This is a genomic window from Sediminicola sp. 1XM1-17, assembly GCF_037203765.1.
In the GTDB taxonomy this organism is placed as follows: Bacteria; Bacteroidota; Bacteroidia; order Flavobacteriales; family Flavobacteriaceae; genus Sediminicola.
Window position 1 is genome coordinate 1 of sequence record NZ_JBBCAS010000009.1, and the last position, 19,830, is coordinate 19,830.

Sequence of the window (19,830 nt, forward strand, 5' to 3'; positions counted from 1 at the left end):
TTCAGCGCGATCGTAGTAAGGGTCTCCAAGTTCTTTACATCGATGATGGTATCCACTCCGTCCTCATCCTTGTAGGTGAAGGTCCCGTCGGCATTGGCCACCAAAGTGGTCACCGTTTCCAGGTTGTCAACAAGGGCAGATAGGTTCAACTGGGTCACTACCCCGTCCTCATCGGTATAATCGATGTTGGTGTTATCGGCGTTCAGCGCGATCGTAGTAAGGGTCTCCAAGTTCTTTACATCGATGATGGTATCCACTCCGTCCTCATCCTTGTAGGTAAAGGTCCCGTCAGCGTTGGCCACCAAAGTGGTCACTGTTTCCAGGTTGTCAACAAGGGCAGATAGGTTCAACTGGGTCACTACCCCGTCCTCATCGGTATAGTCGATGTTGGTATTATCGGCGTTCAGCGCGATACTGGTCAATGTTTCAAAATCTCTTATGTCAATTAAGGTAGTACTACCATCTTCCGATGTATAGGTAAAAGTACTATCCCCATTATTTACTAAGGTAGAAACAGATGTATCTGAAATGGTTACCGTAGTTCCATCTGCTTTTGTAAAAGTGTAAGTTCCGTCAGCGTTATCAATCAGGTTAACAGTATTGGTGGCATTGTTGATTTCATCTATTGCTAATTGCACCGTACCAGCCGACAAGCCCGATGTTGAATTATCATAGATTACCTCTGCTGCTGTTTGATCATCAGTTCCGATATTATTTAAACTGCTCAAATCAACACTCAAGCTTCCTCCATTCTCCAAAACCAATGTTAATTGGTTTGTTCCTGCGTTGAAGCTAAAGTTTTGTAACTGTTGATTATCCGAAGAAGTCAGTTCCCATGAATTTCCATCCCAAAAATAGATGGTTCCTGTATTGGTGTTCACATAAATATCTCCAATGTCCGCACCTGTTGGGGCAGTAGCCCCTGGAGCAGTAACGGCAGTACCACTAAGCACCTCACAATTACATTGATCCTGAAGTGTAACAGTGGTCTGCGAAAAGGCAAACCCTGAAATCAAGAAAATGATTAATAAAATCTTTTTACTCATGGTTGTCGGTTTACTGTCAATATTTTTATGCTTTCGGTTTTTTGAATACCTCATCATAAAGCTGGTTTTTCAAATATCATCGGACTTAAGAAAATTCGAATAGAATTGCTCAATGCCAAATTGATATTATTACACTTTACAAAATTAGCAGGAAGCTAGCGCGAGGAAAATAAATGTTGTGTAAGTACCAATTAGTATTGTATACCATCGATAAAGTGTAGTTTCAGTTCTTAAAATCCAATAACTTCTGTATGTCTTTTATCGATTAGTGCAGTAATATCAAGCCTTGCCACACGACATCTTATCCGAATTATTTACCCTTTCACCTTTTTGAAAATGTTGTGAAATGGCCATTATTTTGATGCATAATCCAACCCAAAATGGCATAGTTTTAAACCGGTTTTTGTGATCTACCATAGATGGGATATTTGTTTGTAATTATTCAAATCAGGTCTAAAAAAACCACTTATTGTATCATTAAAAATTATGGCGAACCAACATGTAAATAAGTTTAAATTATTCTGTTTGACTTATTGGAAGAAGTAAATAGGCGAAAAAACAGGAGTGATTTACTTCTATTTCGCCTTTACTAATTAAAATTTGAATCCAATTTGAGAGCATCAACTCTTATTCACCCTATAGGTAATTCTTCTATTGGTGATGATGGTACTCACCTTAATTGTTGATAAGGGTGAAAATTCTGAGGTACTATTTGCGATTGTAGAAGTAGCGGTGATCTTCTGACCCACCATGGCCCCAAAAGGCAAAGGTATAGAGAATTTAAAATTATTGGTGTTATCTATATTGCCATCCAGATCGGTATAGTTGGACACTCCGCTGTCCAAGTCCCCTGCAGATCCTTCAATAACCGTTGCCAAATAGGACTGGCCTTCCCCATAATCGGAACTATACCCTAATTGGTTAGCTCCTGGCAGTGCAGTTCCCATAGAAACGTCTGATATGAACAGTTCTATTATAGCTCCTGGCCGGGCCCATCCTTGGACAATTAAATTGGCCCCGTTGGTGGATATTGTTTTAAAAATGGGAAAATTGTTCAAGTTATTGGGACCGGAATCTCCATCGCCATTATCGTTCAAGGTAACACCATCTCCTGTCTTTTTGGATTTATCCAAATCTATCCCCAAAGAAGGGGCCCTTAGACCATTGTTGTAGATGGAATTTTGTGTAATCCAAATACCTGTCACATTTTCCGCTACCACAACGCCCTCTCCTCTATTTCCATGTATAACATTCTTGGAGACCTCTGCGGTAGCAGCCTTTAATCGAATCCCCGCATCATCAAAGATTCCCCCTCCGCAGGCCACGGGACTGATTCCGTTCCCTGTTATTGTATTATCAGTAATAACCAACCCACCAGAATAATTAGTTCCTTCAATACCTATACCAGCCGCATCATTGATCATGTTATTTCTTATAATTATTCCAGTTCCACTATCGATCAAAATATTGTCCATACAGGTTGTCCCTGTTCCATTTTGAAAGATATGGTTGTACTCTAGAATAGAATTGGAACCCCCATTAATACGAATCCCTGCAATATCAGAGCCATTGAAATAGTTTCGGGCAATTCTTGCCGTTCCACCGCGTACTTCTGTGCCATATTGGATCGCCCCTGATTTTACGCCCAGGGCATTGACCCCTATAATATTTTCAAAAATATAGGTTAGCCCGGCATTGATCCGTATTCCTGCCCTATCATTGGAATAGACAGCCAAATTCCGGATGGTTACGTTGTTCCCTTGTGTGGTAAATACATCCCCTCCGTTTCTGCGCACCTGTATCTCGGGTCGGTTAAAACTAAAAAGGGTATTTCCCGTAACCCCCACAGCAGATCCCCCCGCACCCAAGGTACCTGAATTGGTATTCCCCGAATAGGCGGTTTGCGTCCTTCCATCCACAATAGTATTGGCAGCAGTCATGGTAGCCAATTGTTGGGCATCGGTAATAAAAATATCAAAATAGCCACTGGCATAGGAGGCACTAGGTGTCCTTCCCAATGCGTCCCCAGTGGGCGGGATCATAAAAATAGAGGTATCCTCTCCCGCAGCCGGATCAAAAATACTATTGGCCGCAATGTCCAACCCGGTCTCGTCCAAATTATTGGCATTTACAATAAATTGATTTAGCGAGCCCTGCCCCACCTGATTGGTATTAACAATAGTATTGAAATTATATCCAAAATCGATGCCCACTATACCGTTGGACAATACCAAAACTGAAGAAACACTCTGGGCCCCAGCCAAGGTATTGCTCCCTGGATCTTGGCCTGCAGGATTTGCTCCCCCTACCTCATTGGGAACATTGACAAATCCTCCTGCATTATAAAATCTTCTAAATGTCTGAATTGGCATACAGGTAGCACAAGCTGCACCGCCCCCTCTAGTGGACTTAACGGTTGAATTTACAACCCGTGCCCTATACGTTCCATTGGCCATCCCACCTAATACATATTTCCCATCTGTGCCTGTTGTTGTAGATCTGTTTAAGTTTCCAGAGGAATCGTAGAGTTCTACCCTTGCATTTACCACCGGTTTACCCGCAGATACGGTTGCATTTCTCCCGGCACCTCCAGGATAATTAACGTCTTCAAATACCAGACCGGTTATCAAGTTGGAAGGCACCTTTAATAAAACTGAGTTTACAATCACAAAATCTTGACCAGACTGAACCGTAGTGGTAACCGAGGATTCCCCTGGCTGAACTACAGAGGATATATTATATGTATCAAGATCCAGGCCATGAGAGGTAGTAATATTGATATTGGGGGTTACAGTATTGTCGTAAATAGTGGAGTTAAATGGGTTATTGACGGTAATCCCATTGTTATCCCCATCTCCAGATAGTGTGATGGCCAGTCCTGATCCCGATGTTACCGAAAGGCGTTCATTATTGGCCAATGTCTGATCCCCCTCCCAAGAAACAACAGTAGTTTTGGAACCAGTTGCACCAATGGCGAAAAATCCAGAGAGTGTATAACTGGATGAAGAATTACTTTCCCCACTAAATCCTTGGTAGAGGTTAATGGTCACCGCTGGCAATGTTGGCAATTCGTAAAATACCATTAATGTCCATCCTCCCAAAACGGTCTGTGAACTACAAAATGGGTCTCCGGTATCTACATTAAGACCTGTAAAATCATATGTATTGGTAGATGGATTCCCAATACCTCTAATTATAGCAGTCACATCACTTAAATAACCATAAAATTGCCTGTTGGTCAAGGTAGAACCGTAAATGACCTCTGCTCTTACCGTCTGTCCTTCAAAGGTTACCATATCATCCGCATTGAAGTTGGAATGCGCCCAAGACAAATAAGCCCTCTCTATCGTTGCTCCTGCTGGAATGGGTGAAAGTAAGGTGTTTGAGGAAGTAGCCGTAATAGAACAAGCATTGGTACCATTGGGCTGGGTCCTTAAGGATCCGCCTGTGGTGGTATAGTCATAATATCCACTGAACTCCCTGAACAATGATAATGGTACATTATTGGGGATGGGCGGGTCTGAGTCGGTAATGGTCCCTTCCCCAATAGCATCTATGATGGTAACCCCATTGGTGGCACCGGAAAGGGTGACAAAGAAATTCTCATTGTTCTCACCATAGGTATTATCCAGTATGGGAACGGTAATTGTCCGTGTTTCTCCAGCCAAACCTGTAAAGACCAAGGTACCTGACACTGCAGAATAGTCGCTATCTACAGCTGCAGTGCCATCAGAAGTGGCGTAATTTACCGAAAATCCCCCTGGTCTAAGTTGATTTAAAGTTACCGTAAACGTTGCTGTTCCCGCCTCTTCGGAAACTGTGACATCATTGATGAAGGTTGCGGGCCCATACGTTGCCGTAAATAGGACATTATCAATTAAAATAGTTGAACCCCCACCCCAGACATTGTCTGTACCAGCAAATCGAATTTCAGAGGCAGCGGAGATATGGTCTAATGTTAAAGGAAAAGAAATTGTCCCTATCGTATTTGTATTGATGGTTCTAACTGTTTGCCAGGAAGCAGTGGTTACATTCCATAACTGAATATCCAATCCTTCTCCACCCCTAGCCGTTGCATCAAAATCCATGGTCAAGGTAACCTGCGTAGCCCCGAACAAATTTAGTCTCCTGCTTGCCAACCTTCCATCCAAGTCATTGAACCTCAGCTTGCCTGCTGCACCACCGGTAACTGAAATTCTTCCAGCAGCCGGATTCCCATCTTCACTATCCACCCAGTTGGCAGAAAAGCTGGAAGTTCCATTATTATTGGCATATGAAACGGTGTTAAAATTATCCAAAAAGGTCTGCTGTCCAAACATATGGAAACAGCCGAAGAACACTATAATAAGAATCGGTATTCTTTTATTAGGGAAGATTCCTGTTATCATCAAGTAACGTTAATCCTATATGATCAACACATCAAATGTAGAAATAGAAATGATACGTGTTTTGGGAATGTTGTATGCTGAATTAAAATAGAGGTATAATATCAAATATTCGAAGTGACTTTAATTCGAACGACCTATTTAAGTGATTTTTGAATCAATTATAAAACAATTGTAAATTATTTAAAAGCCCTTGATTTAATTCTTTTTCACCCTATGCGTAATCCTCCTATTGGAAATAACTCCATTTACTTGCACTGTAAGAGTGGCAGGGGAAGAAGTTTCAGAACTGGGACAGGCTGGAGAGGTATTGGATGCAATGACCCTGTATTGGTTACCAGAGAAATCAATATCCATGTTGGAAACGGTCAACGAAGAAGTGGTAACCCCCGAATAATTCACGCCATCTGTCAAATCAGTAAATGTTACCCCATTATCATCACTTACCTGCCATTGATAGGCATTGGCACTGGATGCGGAAACTGATAAAATAGCTGAATCCCCGGCAAAAACATTAGTATCCACTGGTTGAGAATCAATGGAAACAAAGCCACCTACACTTAACACTGCCGAATCTGACAAAACAGGTGGACACGTATTTATTGAGGTCGATGATTTCAGCCTATATAAATACCCATCTAGAGTTGTGTTTGTAGGATTCACCGAAAGGGTAGAAGTCGTTGCCCCAGAGTACAGTCCCCCATTGGCAAGGTCATTAAATGTTGTACCATTATCCGTACTCATCTGCCATTGAAAGGTGTCTGCATTTGCCGTGCCTACATTGAATTGTGCCAAATCCCCATCACAAACTACCTCATCTGAAGGTTGGGAAGTTACCGTTACCGGCAAATCTTCTAGCACTGTAATTGTAGTTGCATTGGAAGGATCGGGCGTACATCCTGGCAAAGGTGCGATGTTCAATGTATAATCCCCTGGTGTATCAATATCTACAGAGGTTAGATATACTCCGGATTTTGAAGTCGTACCATCGGGAAATGTTACTCCCGGGGAATCCGAGGTCCAATAATATTCAGCGCTCATGGAGTCAAAATTTGCCTCTAGGGTCAAAGTCTCATTGGCTACACAACCACTGAAATTTCCAGGATCCTTGATACTTGTGTCCAATTGGCCGCCCGATGAGCCACCCAAAAAATCATAGGGTCCTGCAAAATCCGATAAGGAAGATGTAAAAGATGCGGAAGATCTAGTTTTTACCAATACCGAACTAAATGGAGAATCGCAGGCAGAACCTGGCCCAAATAAGGTCCTGGGATCAAACCCAATGCCTGTAAAATTAACCCCGATTTCCGCGAATGCTTCTTTCTCATAACTAGTTGCCGGAGTAAGCCCTGTTGCATAGGTACCCCATGGAGGGCCGGTGGTAGCGACGGTGTTCACTTTGCTAAAGGTGTTGCCTGTAAAATTGATGCTTGCATACCCGTAAACAGATCCGTTTGAGGCCCCATCAAATGCGGTATAATTAAAGCCTCTATTTAAAAGATAATCTGCCCTAGATACCCATACCCTTACCTCTATTCCGGATACCCCGCTACCAGAAAAAGCAAATCCTACAACTACATCTCCAATCTGGATGGTATTGCCGGTAGCATCAAACTGCCATGCTGTGTGCCCTTCATTGGGTCCCACATTCGTAAAATTACCTCCTGAAACCAATAATTCCCGGACATATAATTCAAAATCTATAAAGCGTGATCCGTTAGCTTTTAAGGTGGATACGCCTAAATCAACCCATAAATCATCTCCCGTATTTGTTCCGTTCCTACGCATATGTACATACGAATCCACAATATCCACATTTGAGGTAAGGGAAGATTCACCAATATTCCATTGAGTAGCCGGATTTTGGGCATTTTTAGACCCTCCACCAAAAGTGGTTTTATCTTTATTAGCATTCCCTTCACTTATATAATCATGACCAAAACGGGCTGCATACCAAATATATCCATTAGGGGAAGAGAAATTATTAGTGCTCATCCTTGTATCAAATGGAGTGTTGGCAGATGAATTGATAATGGATTGGAAAGTGGTGAACTGACTTTGATCTATGACACCCATTCCTGTGGCACCTGAAAACCAGTCATCCGTATTTGCATTTGTGGTACCAGATATTAAATCGGCTTCCAAACCAAAGTTGGCACCAACACCAGGATTTTGTTGAGAATATCCTGTAAAGGCCAGAAGGACAAATCCAATAAAAATGCCTATCCGAACCCAAAACTTAGTATGTACGACTTTATTTACCATAATATACTAGGGTTCAAGATAAAACTTACCTAAAAACTCAACTAACAAATGTTGTGTATAGTAGCCACAAGACCATAAAAGAAGACATTTCTATGGTTTACAGCCTCAAAAAAGACTTAAAAAGTGTTAAAAATTTAGTGTTTTCGTAGATAACACCTTATGTAAAAAGGCCTTACTGACCTTCCTAAATAGTATTAATCCTTATTGACCCTATGGGTGATTCTTCTATTGGTGATAGCATTTTTAACCTTTACGGTTAATAAAGCTGATGCCGAATTTGTAGGCGGGCAACCCGATCCTGCTTTTGAGGCCATAACCCTATACCTATAGCCATTTTTATTAACCTCTGCACCCATAACCGTAAGCGCTGTTGACTGTGTACCAGCATATTCTGGTCCATTCACTATATTGTTAAACGTTGTTCCTCCGTCCGTACTCACCTGCCATTGATAGGTATCAGCGTTGGTAGTAGTAACCGTAAAAATAGCATTACCCCCTGTAAATACAGATTGATCCGGACCGATGGTCGCCGTAGAAGGGGTATTCCGAGTGACGGTTATTGCTGTCCTAGATCCACTCCGGCAATTAGTTGTATTATTCCTTGCTTCCGCATAATAGGTACCGGGACCGGCAGGGGTATAGGTGGTGTTACCCATTAATAATAGGGAACCTCCACTGGCCGAATCATACCAGTCCACTGTTTCACCCAAACCAACCGTTGCAGTTATACTGGGCACAGGATCTCCATTACAATAAGACCTATTACCACCGCTGGCAGGTGGATTTACCACGGGGCAAGAACAATTGGGAGCGGTCACAGGTAGCTGATTGGTACAGCCATTGGCATCGGTAACCGTTACCACAATGTTAGTGCCATTGGGCACATTGGTAATAGCCCATCTATTGCCCGAAACATTATTGACATTACCTGCGGTACTCGTTACACTACCAGTACTGACTGTAACCTCCAATCTGTAGGTCGTAGGTGAAAATAAAGCAAAAACACAAGTAGGAGCGCTGCTAACCGATATTGTTGGCCTTGGTTGAATGGTCAGGGTAACAGCAGTTCTAAATAAGCTTCTTCGATTGGAATTTGAATTGTCCACACTTTCTCCATAATAGGTGACAGTACCCACTGTATTTAATGTTGGAGAAACGGGAGTACCACCACTAGAAGCTGTAAACCACTCAACACGAGCTCCAGAAGGAGGAGTAGCGGAAGCTGTTAATGTTTGAATAGGGTTCTTTTCGCATTCGGTAATATCTCCATTACTAGTGGGAGGCGGAAGTGCAGATTCTATGTCATCAAAAGAATAGTCTACCCCACCATTTCCATTACAGTTTGAAAATTTTTCTGTCCCTATATAAATGCTTTGGGAGGCATTACAATTCTTATCGGTTCTTATCTCCCCTCCATTGTTATATATCTGTGCACCTTCCGGTAAATACAAATCCGCATTTTTCACCCATGATAGAATACCATCGCTCTCTACAGATACTTGCATTATGTTTACTTGAAAGCTCCCATTATCTGGCAATGACAGGTTATCGCTTCCGCCATTTCGATCTCCAATAATCAACTTATTTATACTGTAAATAGAATTTATATTCACATTTAAGGTTACCGTATTACCACTACCAATAGTTACCGTACCTACATTACTATTTTGTCCAGGATAGGAAGTAGCATTCACCCAAGTGGTTCCATTATATATTTGCCAAGTAGAAGCACTACTCCAAACGCCAGTGGCTTTGGATCTATAATCACCAGTTACTTGTGCCAATAAGGTATTACCCCAGAACATAAGAAAAACACCCAAAATGAGTGTTTTTAATTTAAAGGGAAAATAGGCTACAAACAACGGATATTTCATAATACAATTATTGTACTAAAACTCAAGAATCATTAGTCAATTCTTCAAATTAATAGTCTGAACTCATGCTAAAAAGTTGGCAAACTAATTAACTAGGAGTGATAGTCAAAAAATATGTTGTGAAACCCGTTTAAAAAGAGGTCAAGTTGACCATCCCTATATTTTTTAATGAATCCAATTGTTGTTCATTTTGTATTTGAAGAAAAAGCAATTCCCTAGGCTAATCACCGCCTATGGATTTAAAACAAAAAAAACAGCCTTTATAAGGCTGCTTTTCCGTTTTTAAAATAATATATTTTATTCCAGAATAATAAACTCTGATCTACGGTTCAATTGGTGTTCTTCGGAAGAGCATTTTACTCCATTACCACATGTATTAACCAGTCTTGTTTCACCATAGCCTTCACCATTGAGTCTTTCCTTGGTAATACCTTGAGAAACCATATAGTTTACGGTAGCTTCAGCACGTTTTTGTGATAGCCACAAGTTGTATGGGTCCGGTCCCCTACTATCGGTATGGGAGTTCACCTGAAGCTTTAAACTTGGGTACTTTTCCATGGCAGCGATTACCTTTTGTATCTCAATCTCAGCATCCTTACGGATATTGTATTTGTTCAAATCAAAATAAATGGTGCTCAACTGTAATAATTTTGCCAAATCATCTCCAAAACCGGCGGTAATAGATTCCCGCTCCAAATAAAAATCAATAATCTTTGGCTTGCCATCGGATATTCCCAAATACTCTTCAGCAGGAGTATAACCTTCCGTGGAGGCCCGCACGAAATTTCCTTGGTTACAATCTACTGTTAGGCTATAATCGCCTTTAGAATTGGTAATGGTACTGGATACTTCAACATTCTCCTCATTGATAACCATAACGGTAGCTCCAACCAAAACCTCATTGGATATTTTGTCCCTTACGGTTCCGGTTACCTGCTGTATACAATCCAACATTAATGGTTCTATTTCCTTGAAGGCATAGATATCATCTTCACCCATTCCCCCTTCGCGGTTGGATGCAAAATAACCTTCTCTTGTTTCCTCGTCAAAAATGTAGGTAAAATCATCCAAATTGCTATTTATTGGTTCTCCTACATTGGTGATTTTCCCAGAAAGATCCCCAAAAGCAATTTTTGTAGCAAAAACGTCCAATCCCCCTAATCCTGGATGCCCGTCCGAAGAAAAGTACAAAACCTCCTTATCACTTACAAAGGGAAATGTTTCCCTCGCTTCCGTATTTATATTGTTTCCTAAATTTTCTGGAGTTCCAAAAGTGCCATCAGCGTTGATGGTAGCTTTGAAAATATCAGATTGCCCTAGGGTTCCCGGCATATCTGAGGCAAAATACAAGGTTTTATCATCCGGACTCAAAGCTGGATGGGCTACAGAATACGAATCACTGTTAAATGGCAATTCCTCCACATTTGTCCAAATACCATCCAATAGTTGCGCTCTGTAGATCTTTAATCTTATAATACCTTTTTTATCCTTCTCGTTCTTGCTATCCAATAGGTTATTTCTTGTGAAATAGATCACCGCTCCATTTTTGGTGGTAGCCGACGTGGACTCATGCAGTCTTGTATTGATATTTTCTCCCAGCTTGACCACAAAATTATTGGATATACTGTCCACGTTTACCTTATAAAGGTCCAAAAAATCCTTAGAGGTCCAAGTATGTCTATAACGTGCCAAGTTTCCAGTGTCCCTGTCGGAGGAAAAAATCAATCCTTGTTTATAAAAGGAAGGAGCAAAATCTCCATAAGGTGAATTGTAATCAAAAGTTTTCAATTCATACCTTCCAGAATTTTCTTTAATGTCTTCCAGGTAGTTTCGGTCCGTCCTATAAGCCAGTGCCCTTTCATCATTAGAGGTCATTTGGGTGAACTTTGCCATGATGGCATCCGACTCCGAATAATTCCCTAGGGACTTCAATACCTGTGCATAACGGAAATAATATTCAGGGGCTAGATCTGTGGGAAACTCATCTACAAGTCTTTTATAAACTTTAGCCGCTTCAGCATAATCTGCCTTAAAATAATAGGCATTACCCAATCTTTTAAGCATGTCCGGGGTTACAAACCCCTTATCCAATACTTTCTTATAGATATCAATAGCCGGACTAAAAGAGTATTCCTCATACTTTTGGTTCGCCTTCTCAATCAGTCGCTCTTGCGCAACCAACGTCCCTGACCCAATAAAAGTTAAGACAATTACTAAAAGTATTCTTTTTATCATTTTTTAAAATTTAGAAGAAACGAGGAGAAACCAAGCGTCTGTAGGATTTTACCAATTCAAACCTTAAAAACACCTCAAAAGACCCATCGTTAAATTGGGTCCCTCCAAGATCTGTCGTCTCACGATCGTAGGCCAAACCTACCATAAATTGATCTGTTATTTGAAATCCTGCCAAACCGCTCACCGCTGCATCCCATCGGTATGCAGCACCAAAAGTAAATTTCTCGTTGAACATAAAGTTGGCAGAAAGATCTACCTGTAAGGGTGCCCCACTTACCACCTTGGTCAATAAGGCAGGTTTAAACTTTAAAACAGGATTGACATCAAATACATACCCTGTGATCAAATAAAAATTGATCCTTTCCTTAGAAAGGAAATTGGTACTGTTGGCGTCGCTATTGGAACTATCAAAATGTTGCGTTTCCAAAACATTGGGTGCTGAAAGCCCTAAGTAGAATACGTTGGTATGATAGTACGCCCCTAAACCAAAGTTTGGTGAAAACCTGTTGTCAATGTTGTCACCGTCGGTAGCCTCGGAATCAAAGTTGCGCAATCCATTGAAATCAAGGTTCAGCAAATTACCCCCAGCTTTTAATCCGAAGGACAACTTGGCATCACGGGCCACCTCAATGGTATAGGATACCACAGCATCCAAGTAAGTTTCCTGAACTACCCCATCCCCTATTTCATCATTTACAATGGAAAGTCCGTAACCAAGCCTACTGTTCCTGATGGGCGAATGGATATTCAGTGTTTGCGTGGTGGGAGAACCCTCCAGGCCCACCCACTGTGATCTATATAACCCTGCAATACTCAATTGTCCGCGTGACCCGGCATAAGCTGGGTTTACGCTGAGTGTATTGAACATATATTGGGTATATTGGGCATCCTGTTGCCCGTGAACCATCTCTACAATGGCAAATAATAGCACTAATGGTATAAAATACTTTTTTCTGTTTATCATATCCTATTAGGTGTATTATTGGCTGATATAAATGTAACCACTTTCTGTAATATTTTCTTGTTCAAATGTGTATTCAAATATATAAAAATATACCCCAGCAGGCAGGTATTCTCCCGCTCCAACGGTTGCCCTTACCTTGGACTTGCCATCAAACACATTGTTTTGGTTATTATACCCTCTTCCTTCATAGACTGCCTTACCCCAACGATTGAAAATCTTGATAGAATTATTCAAAGCCAGATCTACATTTCTAATGAACAAGAAGTCGTTCTTACCATCACTATTGGGAGTAACCAATTGGTTTACTTCTATAGGTCCTCTGGATAGTATGCCTATGTTTACCGTTACAACGGCCGTATCACAATTATCGGGATTGGCCTTCTCACAGATTGTATATTCAATGGTATAGGTGCCCGCTGACAATTTATCGTCTATAACACTTACTGTTCCATCATTGTTTACCCTCAATTCTCTTGTAGCAGTGGAGGTTATAATTACATCATTAAGGTTTACCGGTTCTCCATTTAGCGTATCGTTTTCCAAGATATTGCTGCCCTCAATCAATCCTCCCACATTGCCAATTACAAAATCAGTTCCATAATTGTCATCTATGGCATCTATGGTCACCATACCCGCTTCAACAGTAATAGTCACTGTGGCCGAAGCACATACATCTGGATCTGGTTCAATATTACAGACTTCATAAATAACGGTCACGATGGAATTTGTCTCCGATGCATCAGGAATATAGGACAGCTCCCCAGTTTCGGCATTAAATGTAACCGTTCCAGTGGCATCGCCCCCAATCCTGGTTATTGAAGTTGTACCCAGGTTATTGCTATCGCTGTTGGGAAGATAATCATCGTTCTCCAATATGTTTATGACCACTTCTGTTTCCGGCATGGTTGTTCCCGAATCATCTACGGCTGTTGCCACAAGCGGGTTCGGATCGGTACCGTTCGGATTTCCATCATTATCACAATCAATATTGTTCCATGCATCAGTAGGATCTGTGGTTTGGCTGGACAAAAGTAGGTCACATGGATCCAAAGGATCGGTGGCATCTATAAGTTCATCCCTATTGGTTACACCGTCACCATCACAATCAAGGTTTTCCCACGCATCAGATGTCAATACAGTCTGACTTGCCAATAAAAAGTCACATGGATCCAATGGATTGGTCCCATCTGTAATTTCATCTCTATTGGTCACTCCGTCTCCATCACAATCCAAGTCGTTCCAGGCATCACTGGTCGTTACGCTTTGACTTGCCAATAAAAATTCACAAGGATCCAAAGGATCGGTACCATCCGTTAATTCATCTTCATTGGTCACTCCATCTCCGTCACAGTCCAATTGTAAATAATCACCACTTGGAGCGAGGGTAACACTGGCTACTTCATAGTCACAACCATCCAAAGGATCTGTGCTATCAGCAACCTCATCACCGTTGGTCACTCCATCACCGTCACAATCTAGAGCGATCCATTCATCTGAAGGGGTTACGGTCTGACTTGCCAGTATGAAATCACAAGGATCTGTAGGATCTGTACCATCAGTGTTCTCATCGGTATCAGTTACCCCATCACCATCCGAGTCACCTCTTGAATCTGGATCCAGGTAGTCAGGCGTACCATCGTCATCTGAATCGTCATTGGTAGGGTTGCCATCATTGTTGGCATCCTCGTCGGGGGTATTTAAACCGTCTCCGTCATCGTCAAGATCCCTATAATTCACATCCCCATCGGTTGTTGCATCCCCATCGGTATCTGGAAGGTCATTTTTAGGATCATCAATCTCATCGTTCACATCAAAGCCATCGTTGATATCACTTCCCTCATATCCGTCATCAAGACCATCACCATCCATATCTGTACCAGTAAACGACTGGTCGGGGATCCCGTCAAAATTGAAGTCGTTCCCCTCATTGTTATCGGGTACCAGGTCGTTGTCACTGTCCAGGTCAAGGTAATCGGGGGTGTTATCGCTGTCCGAATCCACGGGTGTCAAACCTTCGTTCCCTGCGCCCTCGTAGGCGTTGTCCAGTCCGTCGTTATCATCGTCCAAACCACTTGGTGCTATATAACCTAGGGTAGTTTGGGCCTCCACGTTATCAGGGATTCCATCGTTGTCAGAATCAATATCGATTCTATCCGGGAAACCATCGTTATCACTATCCCTGTCTACTGGATTTTGATCAAGATCGTCCGATTCCAAAATATCCAGGATACCATCGTTATCGTCGTCTATATCTATATAATCAGGAACTCCATCACCGTCTGTATCTATTGGATCAAGGTAGTCAGGTGTTCCATCGTCATCGGTATCGTCATTGGTAGGATCACCATCATTGTTGGCATCCTCATCAGGTGTATTTATGCCGTCTCCGTCATCGTCAAGATCCCTATAATTCACATCCCCATTGGTTGTTGCATCCCCATCCGTATCGGGAAGGTCATTTTTAGGATCGTCGATCTCGTCGTTCACGTCGAAGCCGTCGTTCACGTCACTGCCTTCATAACCATTGTCCAGTCCGTCACCATCCGTATCCAAACCAGTAAATGTCTGGTCTGGAACACCGTCGAAATTGAAGTCGTTCCCCTCATTGTTATCGGGTACCAGATCGTTGTCACTGTCCAGGTCAAGAAAGTCAGGGGTTTTGTCATTGTCCGAATCCACGGGACTTAAACCTTCATTCCCTGTGCCCTCATAGGCGTTGTCCAGCCCGTCGTTATCATCGTCCAGACCGCTTGGGGCCACATAATCAGATGTGGTTTGTGCCTCCACGTTATCTGGAATACCATCGTTGTCAGAATCGATATCTATCCTATTAGGGTAACCATCGTTATCGCTGTCTATATCCACGCCATTGGGGGATTCCACAGTGTCCAAAATTCCGTCGTTGTCATCGTCCAAATCTATTGCATCCGGCACCCCATCACCATCGGTATCCTTTGGATCCAGGTAGTCAGGCGTACCATCTTCATCTGTATCGTCATTGGTGGGGTCGCCATCATTGTTGGCATCCTCATCGGGGGTGTCAATGCCGTCTCCGTCATCGTCCAGGTCCCTATAATTCACATCTCCATTTGTTGTTGCATCACCGTCCGTATCGGGAAGGTCATTCTTAGGATCATCGATCTCGTCATTCACATCGAAGCCGTCGTTCACGTCACTGCCTTCATAACCATCGTCCAGTCCGTCACCATCCGAATCCGTACCAGTGAATGTCTGATCTGGAACACCGTCAAAATTGAAGTCGTTCCCCTCGTTGTTGTCAGGTACCAGGTCGTTGTCACTGTCCAGGTCAAGGTAATCGGGGGTGTTATCGCTGTCCGAATCCACGGGCATCAATCCTTGATCTCCATTTCCTTCATAAGCATTGTCCAGGCCGTCATTATCATCGTCTTCTCCACTGGGAGTCACATAGTCAGATGTGGTTTGTGCCTCCACGTTATCTGGAATACCATCGTTATCGGAATCTATATCAAGACGATCCGGTTTGCCATCACCATCAGAATCCACATCAGTATTAAAGGTTATGGTCTGAGGATTCTCAAAATTATCCAGACAAGAAAATTGAATACCTGATTGACGAACAATCGTTTGAAAATTCTCTGTCCCCGGTGTTTGGACTCCAAAGCGAAAAACAAATGATGAAATATCCACAAACTCAACGGCGACATTTACTGTAGGGTTGGCATTGGAAATTCCTGGATATTCTTTCATTCCTCCATTGATCAATAGACCTCCAGAAGTATTGTTTACTACTACCTCCGTATTATCTTCGAAGGTATAGGCGGCTGGGGTATCAAAACGATTATATTCCTGATATTTTGCATTCCCATCAACATCTAGAAAATTACCAATTAGCTCTTTCAACACCACTGGAGTGACCGTTCCCTTGTCCACTATGGTAATCCTTAGATCTACAAATGGTCTTCTTTGGTTAGTTGTAAAATCAAATTGGATCTCAGGTTTAAAAAATTCCGGATCAATTGCGTTCTGATCCAACACATCAATGCGTCCATTCTGGATATCCTCAATGGTTATAAGAGCATCCAATTCATTGGTAATTCCAGGAATACGATATACTGCACCAACTTTTAAAGCATCGCCTTCCAAAAGAATTGGTGCAGCGCTAAAATTGAGATTAGGGATGGTACCACAATCAAAATCCGTGCTAAGGGTACTGGATTCGTTGGAATCTTTGATCCCATCATTGTCCGAATCTATGTCCAAAAAATCAGGAACACTATCATTATCCGTGTCTACAGGGACTAATCCAAGGGAATTTCCCTCATAAATATCATCTAAGCCATTTTTGTTGGAATCATTGCCGCTGGGAGCCTCATACTCATTGAATTTTTGGGCCTCCACGTTATCTGGGATCCCGTCATTATCAGCATCGAGATCCAAATAATTTGGTATCCCATCCATATCGGTATCCGTAGGATTTGTGTCCGGGTTGTTATCCCCGTCCAAATTGGCATCTTCATTGGCATCTGTTATACCATCTCCGTCGTCATCAATATCATACGCATTGGATATCCCGTCCCTATCGGTATCCAAAGGGGCATCAGCTGAAGAAACTATATCAAATGAAGAAACAAAGAGGAACAAAAAAACTAGCGCCAGGACTCCTAGCGTATTTTTTCTTTCCTTAATTGTATAAAAAGAAGTAAAGTCGTCCATACGTGTCAGTAATTATTTTTTACTAAGCACCATGGCAAATAAATAAGGTTGGCTATTGTAAGAAGTTAGGGCTTTCTTAAAATATAGTGCAAGATAAATCTAAATATTTGAGGAACAAATTCTTTCCAGCGGATTCACCATCAAATATCCTTATATGACAATAATACTCGTTGAAGCGTAAATTTTCCTCCTTCTTTACACCCGTTAGATACGAAGGTTTCCACCCTTTGGATGACAAAGAATACCGTTAATCGATAATAATCTGACGATCATAAAAAAAAGGCCACGCCACTTGAATTTACTAAATGCTTGATATCAAGGAATTACCTCTATTTATATTTTCCTTTTCGTTCTACTATAGAAGCAATTTATTTGGCTTATTTTTGCAAAAATTTTACGAATGAGTTTTGATAAGGAAATACTGAGAAGAAGGACTTTTGGGATTATCTCCCACCCCGATGCCGGAAAAACAACCCTAACCGAGAAATTACTGCTTTTCGGAGGTGCTATCCAAGAGGCTGGGGCCGTAAAAAACAACAAAATAAAGAAAACGGCCACGAGTGATTTCATGGAAATTGAAAAACAACGTGGTATTTCTGTAGCTACTTCGGTTTTGGCTTTTATATACAGGGACAAGAAAATCAATATCCTGGATACTCCTGGACACAAGGATTTTGCCGAGGATACCTTTAGAACATTGACCGCGGTGGACAGTGTAATCGTGGTGATCGACGTTGCCAAAGGGGTGGAAGAGCAGACCGAAAAATTAGTGGAAGTATGTAGGATGCGCAATATCCCTATGTTGGTATTTATTAATAAATTGGATAGGGAAGGAAAGGATGCCTTTGACCTTTTGGATGAAGTGGAACAAAAGTTGGGCCTCAAGGTTTCTCCTCTGAGTTTCCCAATCGGCATGGGTTATGATTTTAAAGGCATTTACAATATATACGAAAAGAATATCAACCTGTTCAGTGGGGATAGCAAGAAGAACATAGAAGATACCATAGCCTTTGACGATTTGGACAGTCCCGAATTGGAAAAAATTATTGGTTCAAAAGCAGCTACCGAACTTAGGGACAATCTAGAGTTGGTTCATGGCGTCTACCCTCCTTTTAACAAGGAAGAATACTTAAAAGGGACACAACAACCCGTATTTTTTGGCTCTGCCTTGAATAATTTCGGAGTTCGGGAACTATTGGATTGTTTTGTGGACATAGCCCCTACCCCGAGACCAAAAATGGCCGAAGAGCGTTTGGTAAAGGCCAATGAAAAAGATTTCACCGGTTTTGTATTTAAAATCCACGCCAACATGGATCCCAAGCACAGGGACCGATTGGCATTTATTAAAATTGTTTCCGGGACTTTTGAAAGAAACAAGCCTTACCTGCATGTCAGACAGGGCAAAAACCTCAAATTTTCTAGCCCCAATGCTTTTTTTGCAGAAAAGAAGGAAATTGTGGACATCTCCTATCCAGGCGACATTGTAGGACTTCACGATACTGGCAACTTTAAGATCGGAGATACTTTGACCGAAGGCGAGGACTTACATTACAAGGGGATACCAAGTTTTTCTCCTGAACATTTCAGGTATATCAACAATGCCGACCCAATGAAAGCCAAACAACTATACAAGGGTATTGACCAATTGATGGATGAAGGGGTTGCACAGTTGTTCACCTTGGAAATAAACAACAGAAAAGTTATCGGAACTGTGGGTGCCCTGCAGTTTGAAGTTATTCAATACCGATTGGAGCATGAATATGGGGCCAAGTGTACCTATGAGAATTTCCCGGTATACAAGGCCTGCTGGGTAGAGGCCGAGAACAAAAACAACGAAGAGTTCAAAGAATTTAAAAGGGTAAAACAAAAATTCTTGGCCAAAGACAAGCGCAATCAATTGGTATTTTTGGCGGATTCCCAGTTTTCACTGCAGATGACACAGCAAAAATACCCTTCGGTGAAACTACATTTCACTTCGGAATTCGATTAATCCATTCCATATCATATAAAGGATAAAAAAAACCCACGATTTTCATCGTGGGTTTTTTTAATTTATGCCTCTCCTGTTGGACCAAAATTAATTGGTATAGGTGGCTGTTCATAATCCTTGATTGTACCATGGGCTTTTTCAAAACGCTGAACATTATCATTTAAAGCTTTAAGGAACTTTTTGGCATGCTGTGGGGTAAGTACGATCCTACTCTTCACTTTGGCCTTAGGTGCTCCGGGCATTAAACTGATAAAATCCACTACAAATTCGGATACGGAATGGTTGATGATGGCCAAGTTGGAGTAAACCCCCTCGGCCATTTTTTCATCCAGTTCTATATTGATCTGCTTTTGGTTTTGATTGTTATCGTCCATAA

The 19,830-nt window shown here is 41.8% G+C and carries 8 protein-coding genes and 1 pseudogene; 1 reads left to right on the plus strand and 8 read right to left on the minus strand.

Annotated features, from left to right (window positions below; genetic code table 11):
- The 7 genes and pseudogenes from WAA86_RS13290 to WAA86_RS13320 all read right to left on the minus strand — a co-directional run.
- A pseudogene (locus tag WAA86_RS13290) lies at positions 1 to 1,046 on the minus strand (hypothetical protein); the annotation flags it as partial.
- 620 nt (positions 1,047 to 1,666) lie between these two features.
- A complete protein-coding gene (locus WAA86_RS13295; RefSeq protein ID WP_337301508.1) occupies positions 1,667 to 5,434 on the minus strand; it encodes a Calx-beta domain-containing protein in 3,768 nt (1,255 codons plus the stop codon).
- A gap of 195 nt (positions 5,435 to 5,629) precedes the next feature.
- On the minus strand, positions 5,630 to 7,696 hold the full coding sequence (locus tag WAA86_RS13300) for an immunoglobulin domain-containing protein (RefSeq protein ID WP_337301509.1): 2,067 nt from the start codon (positions 7,694 to 7,696) through the stop codon (positions 5,630 to 5,632).
- A 194-nt stretch (positions 7,697 to 7,890) separates the two neighbouring features.
- Complete coding sequence (locus WAA86_RS13305) at positions 7,891 to 9,570, minus strand: immunoglobulin domain-containing protein (protein WP_337301510.1); 1,680 nt, start codon at positions 9,568 to 9,570, stop codon at positions 7,891 to 7,893.
- A gap of 297 nt (positions 9,571 to 9,867) precedes the next feature.
- Positions 9,868 to 11,805, minus strand: coding sequence for an OmpA family protein (locus WAA86_RS13310; protein WP_337301511.1), 1,938 nt, complete (start codon positions 11,803 to 11,805; stop codon positions 9,868 to 9,870).
- A 10-nt stretch (positions 11,806 to 11,815) separates the two neighbouring features.
- Positions 11,816 to 12,769 (minus strand): PorP/SprF family type IX secretion system membrane protein, encoded by a 954-nt coding sequence (locus WAA86_RS13315; RefSeq protein ID WP_337301512.1) that lies wholly within the window; start codon positions 12,767 to 12,769, stop codon positions 11,816 to 11,818.
- A gap of 15 nt (positions 12,770 to 12,784) precedes the next feature.
- Complete coding sequence (locus tag WAA86_RS13320; RefSeq protein ID WP_337301513.1) at positions 12,785 to 17,464, minus strand: gliding motility-associated C-terminal domain-containing protein; 4,680 nt, start codon at positions 17,462 to 17,464, stop codon at positions 12,785 to 12,787.
- Between the two features lie 400 nt (positions 17,465 to 17,864).
- Between WAA86_RS13320 and WAA86_RS13325 the strand changes: the two genes are divergently transcribed.
- Complete coding sequence (locus WAA86_RS13325) at positions 17,865 to 19,454, plus strand: peptide chain release factor 3 (RefSeq protein ID WP_337301514.1); 1,590 nt, start codon at positions 17,865 to 17,867, stop codon at positions 19,452 to 19,454.
- A gap of 62 nt (positions 19,455 to 19,516) precedes the next feature.
- Here WAA86_RS13325 and WAA86_RS13330 read toward each other — a convergent pair whose 3' ends face one another.
- Complete coding sequence (locus WAA86_RS13330) at positions 19,517 to 19,828, minus strand: DUF3467 domain-containing protein (RefSeq protein ID WP_337301515.1); 312 nt, start codon at positions 19,826 to 19,828, stop codon at positions 19,517 to 19,519.
- Positions 19,829 to 19,830: the final 2 nt, after the last annotated feature.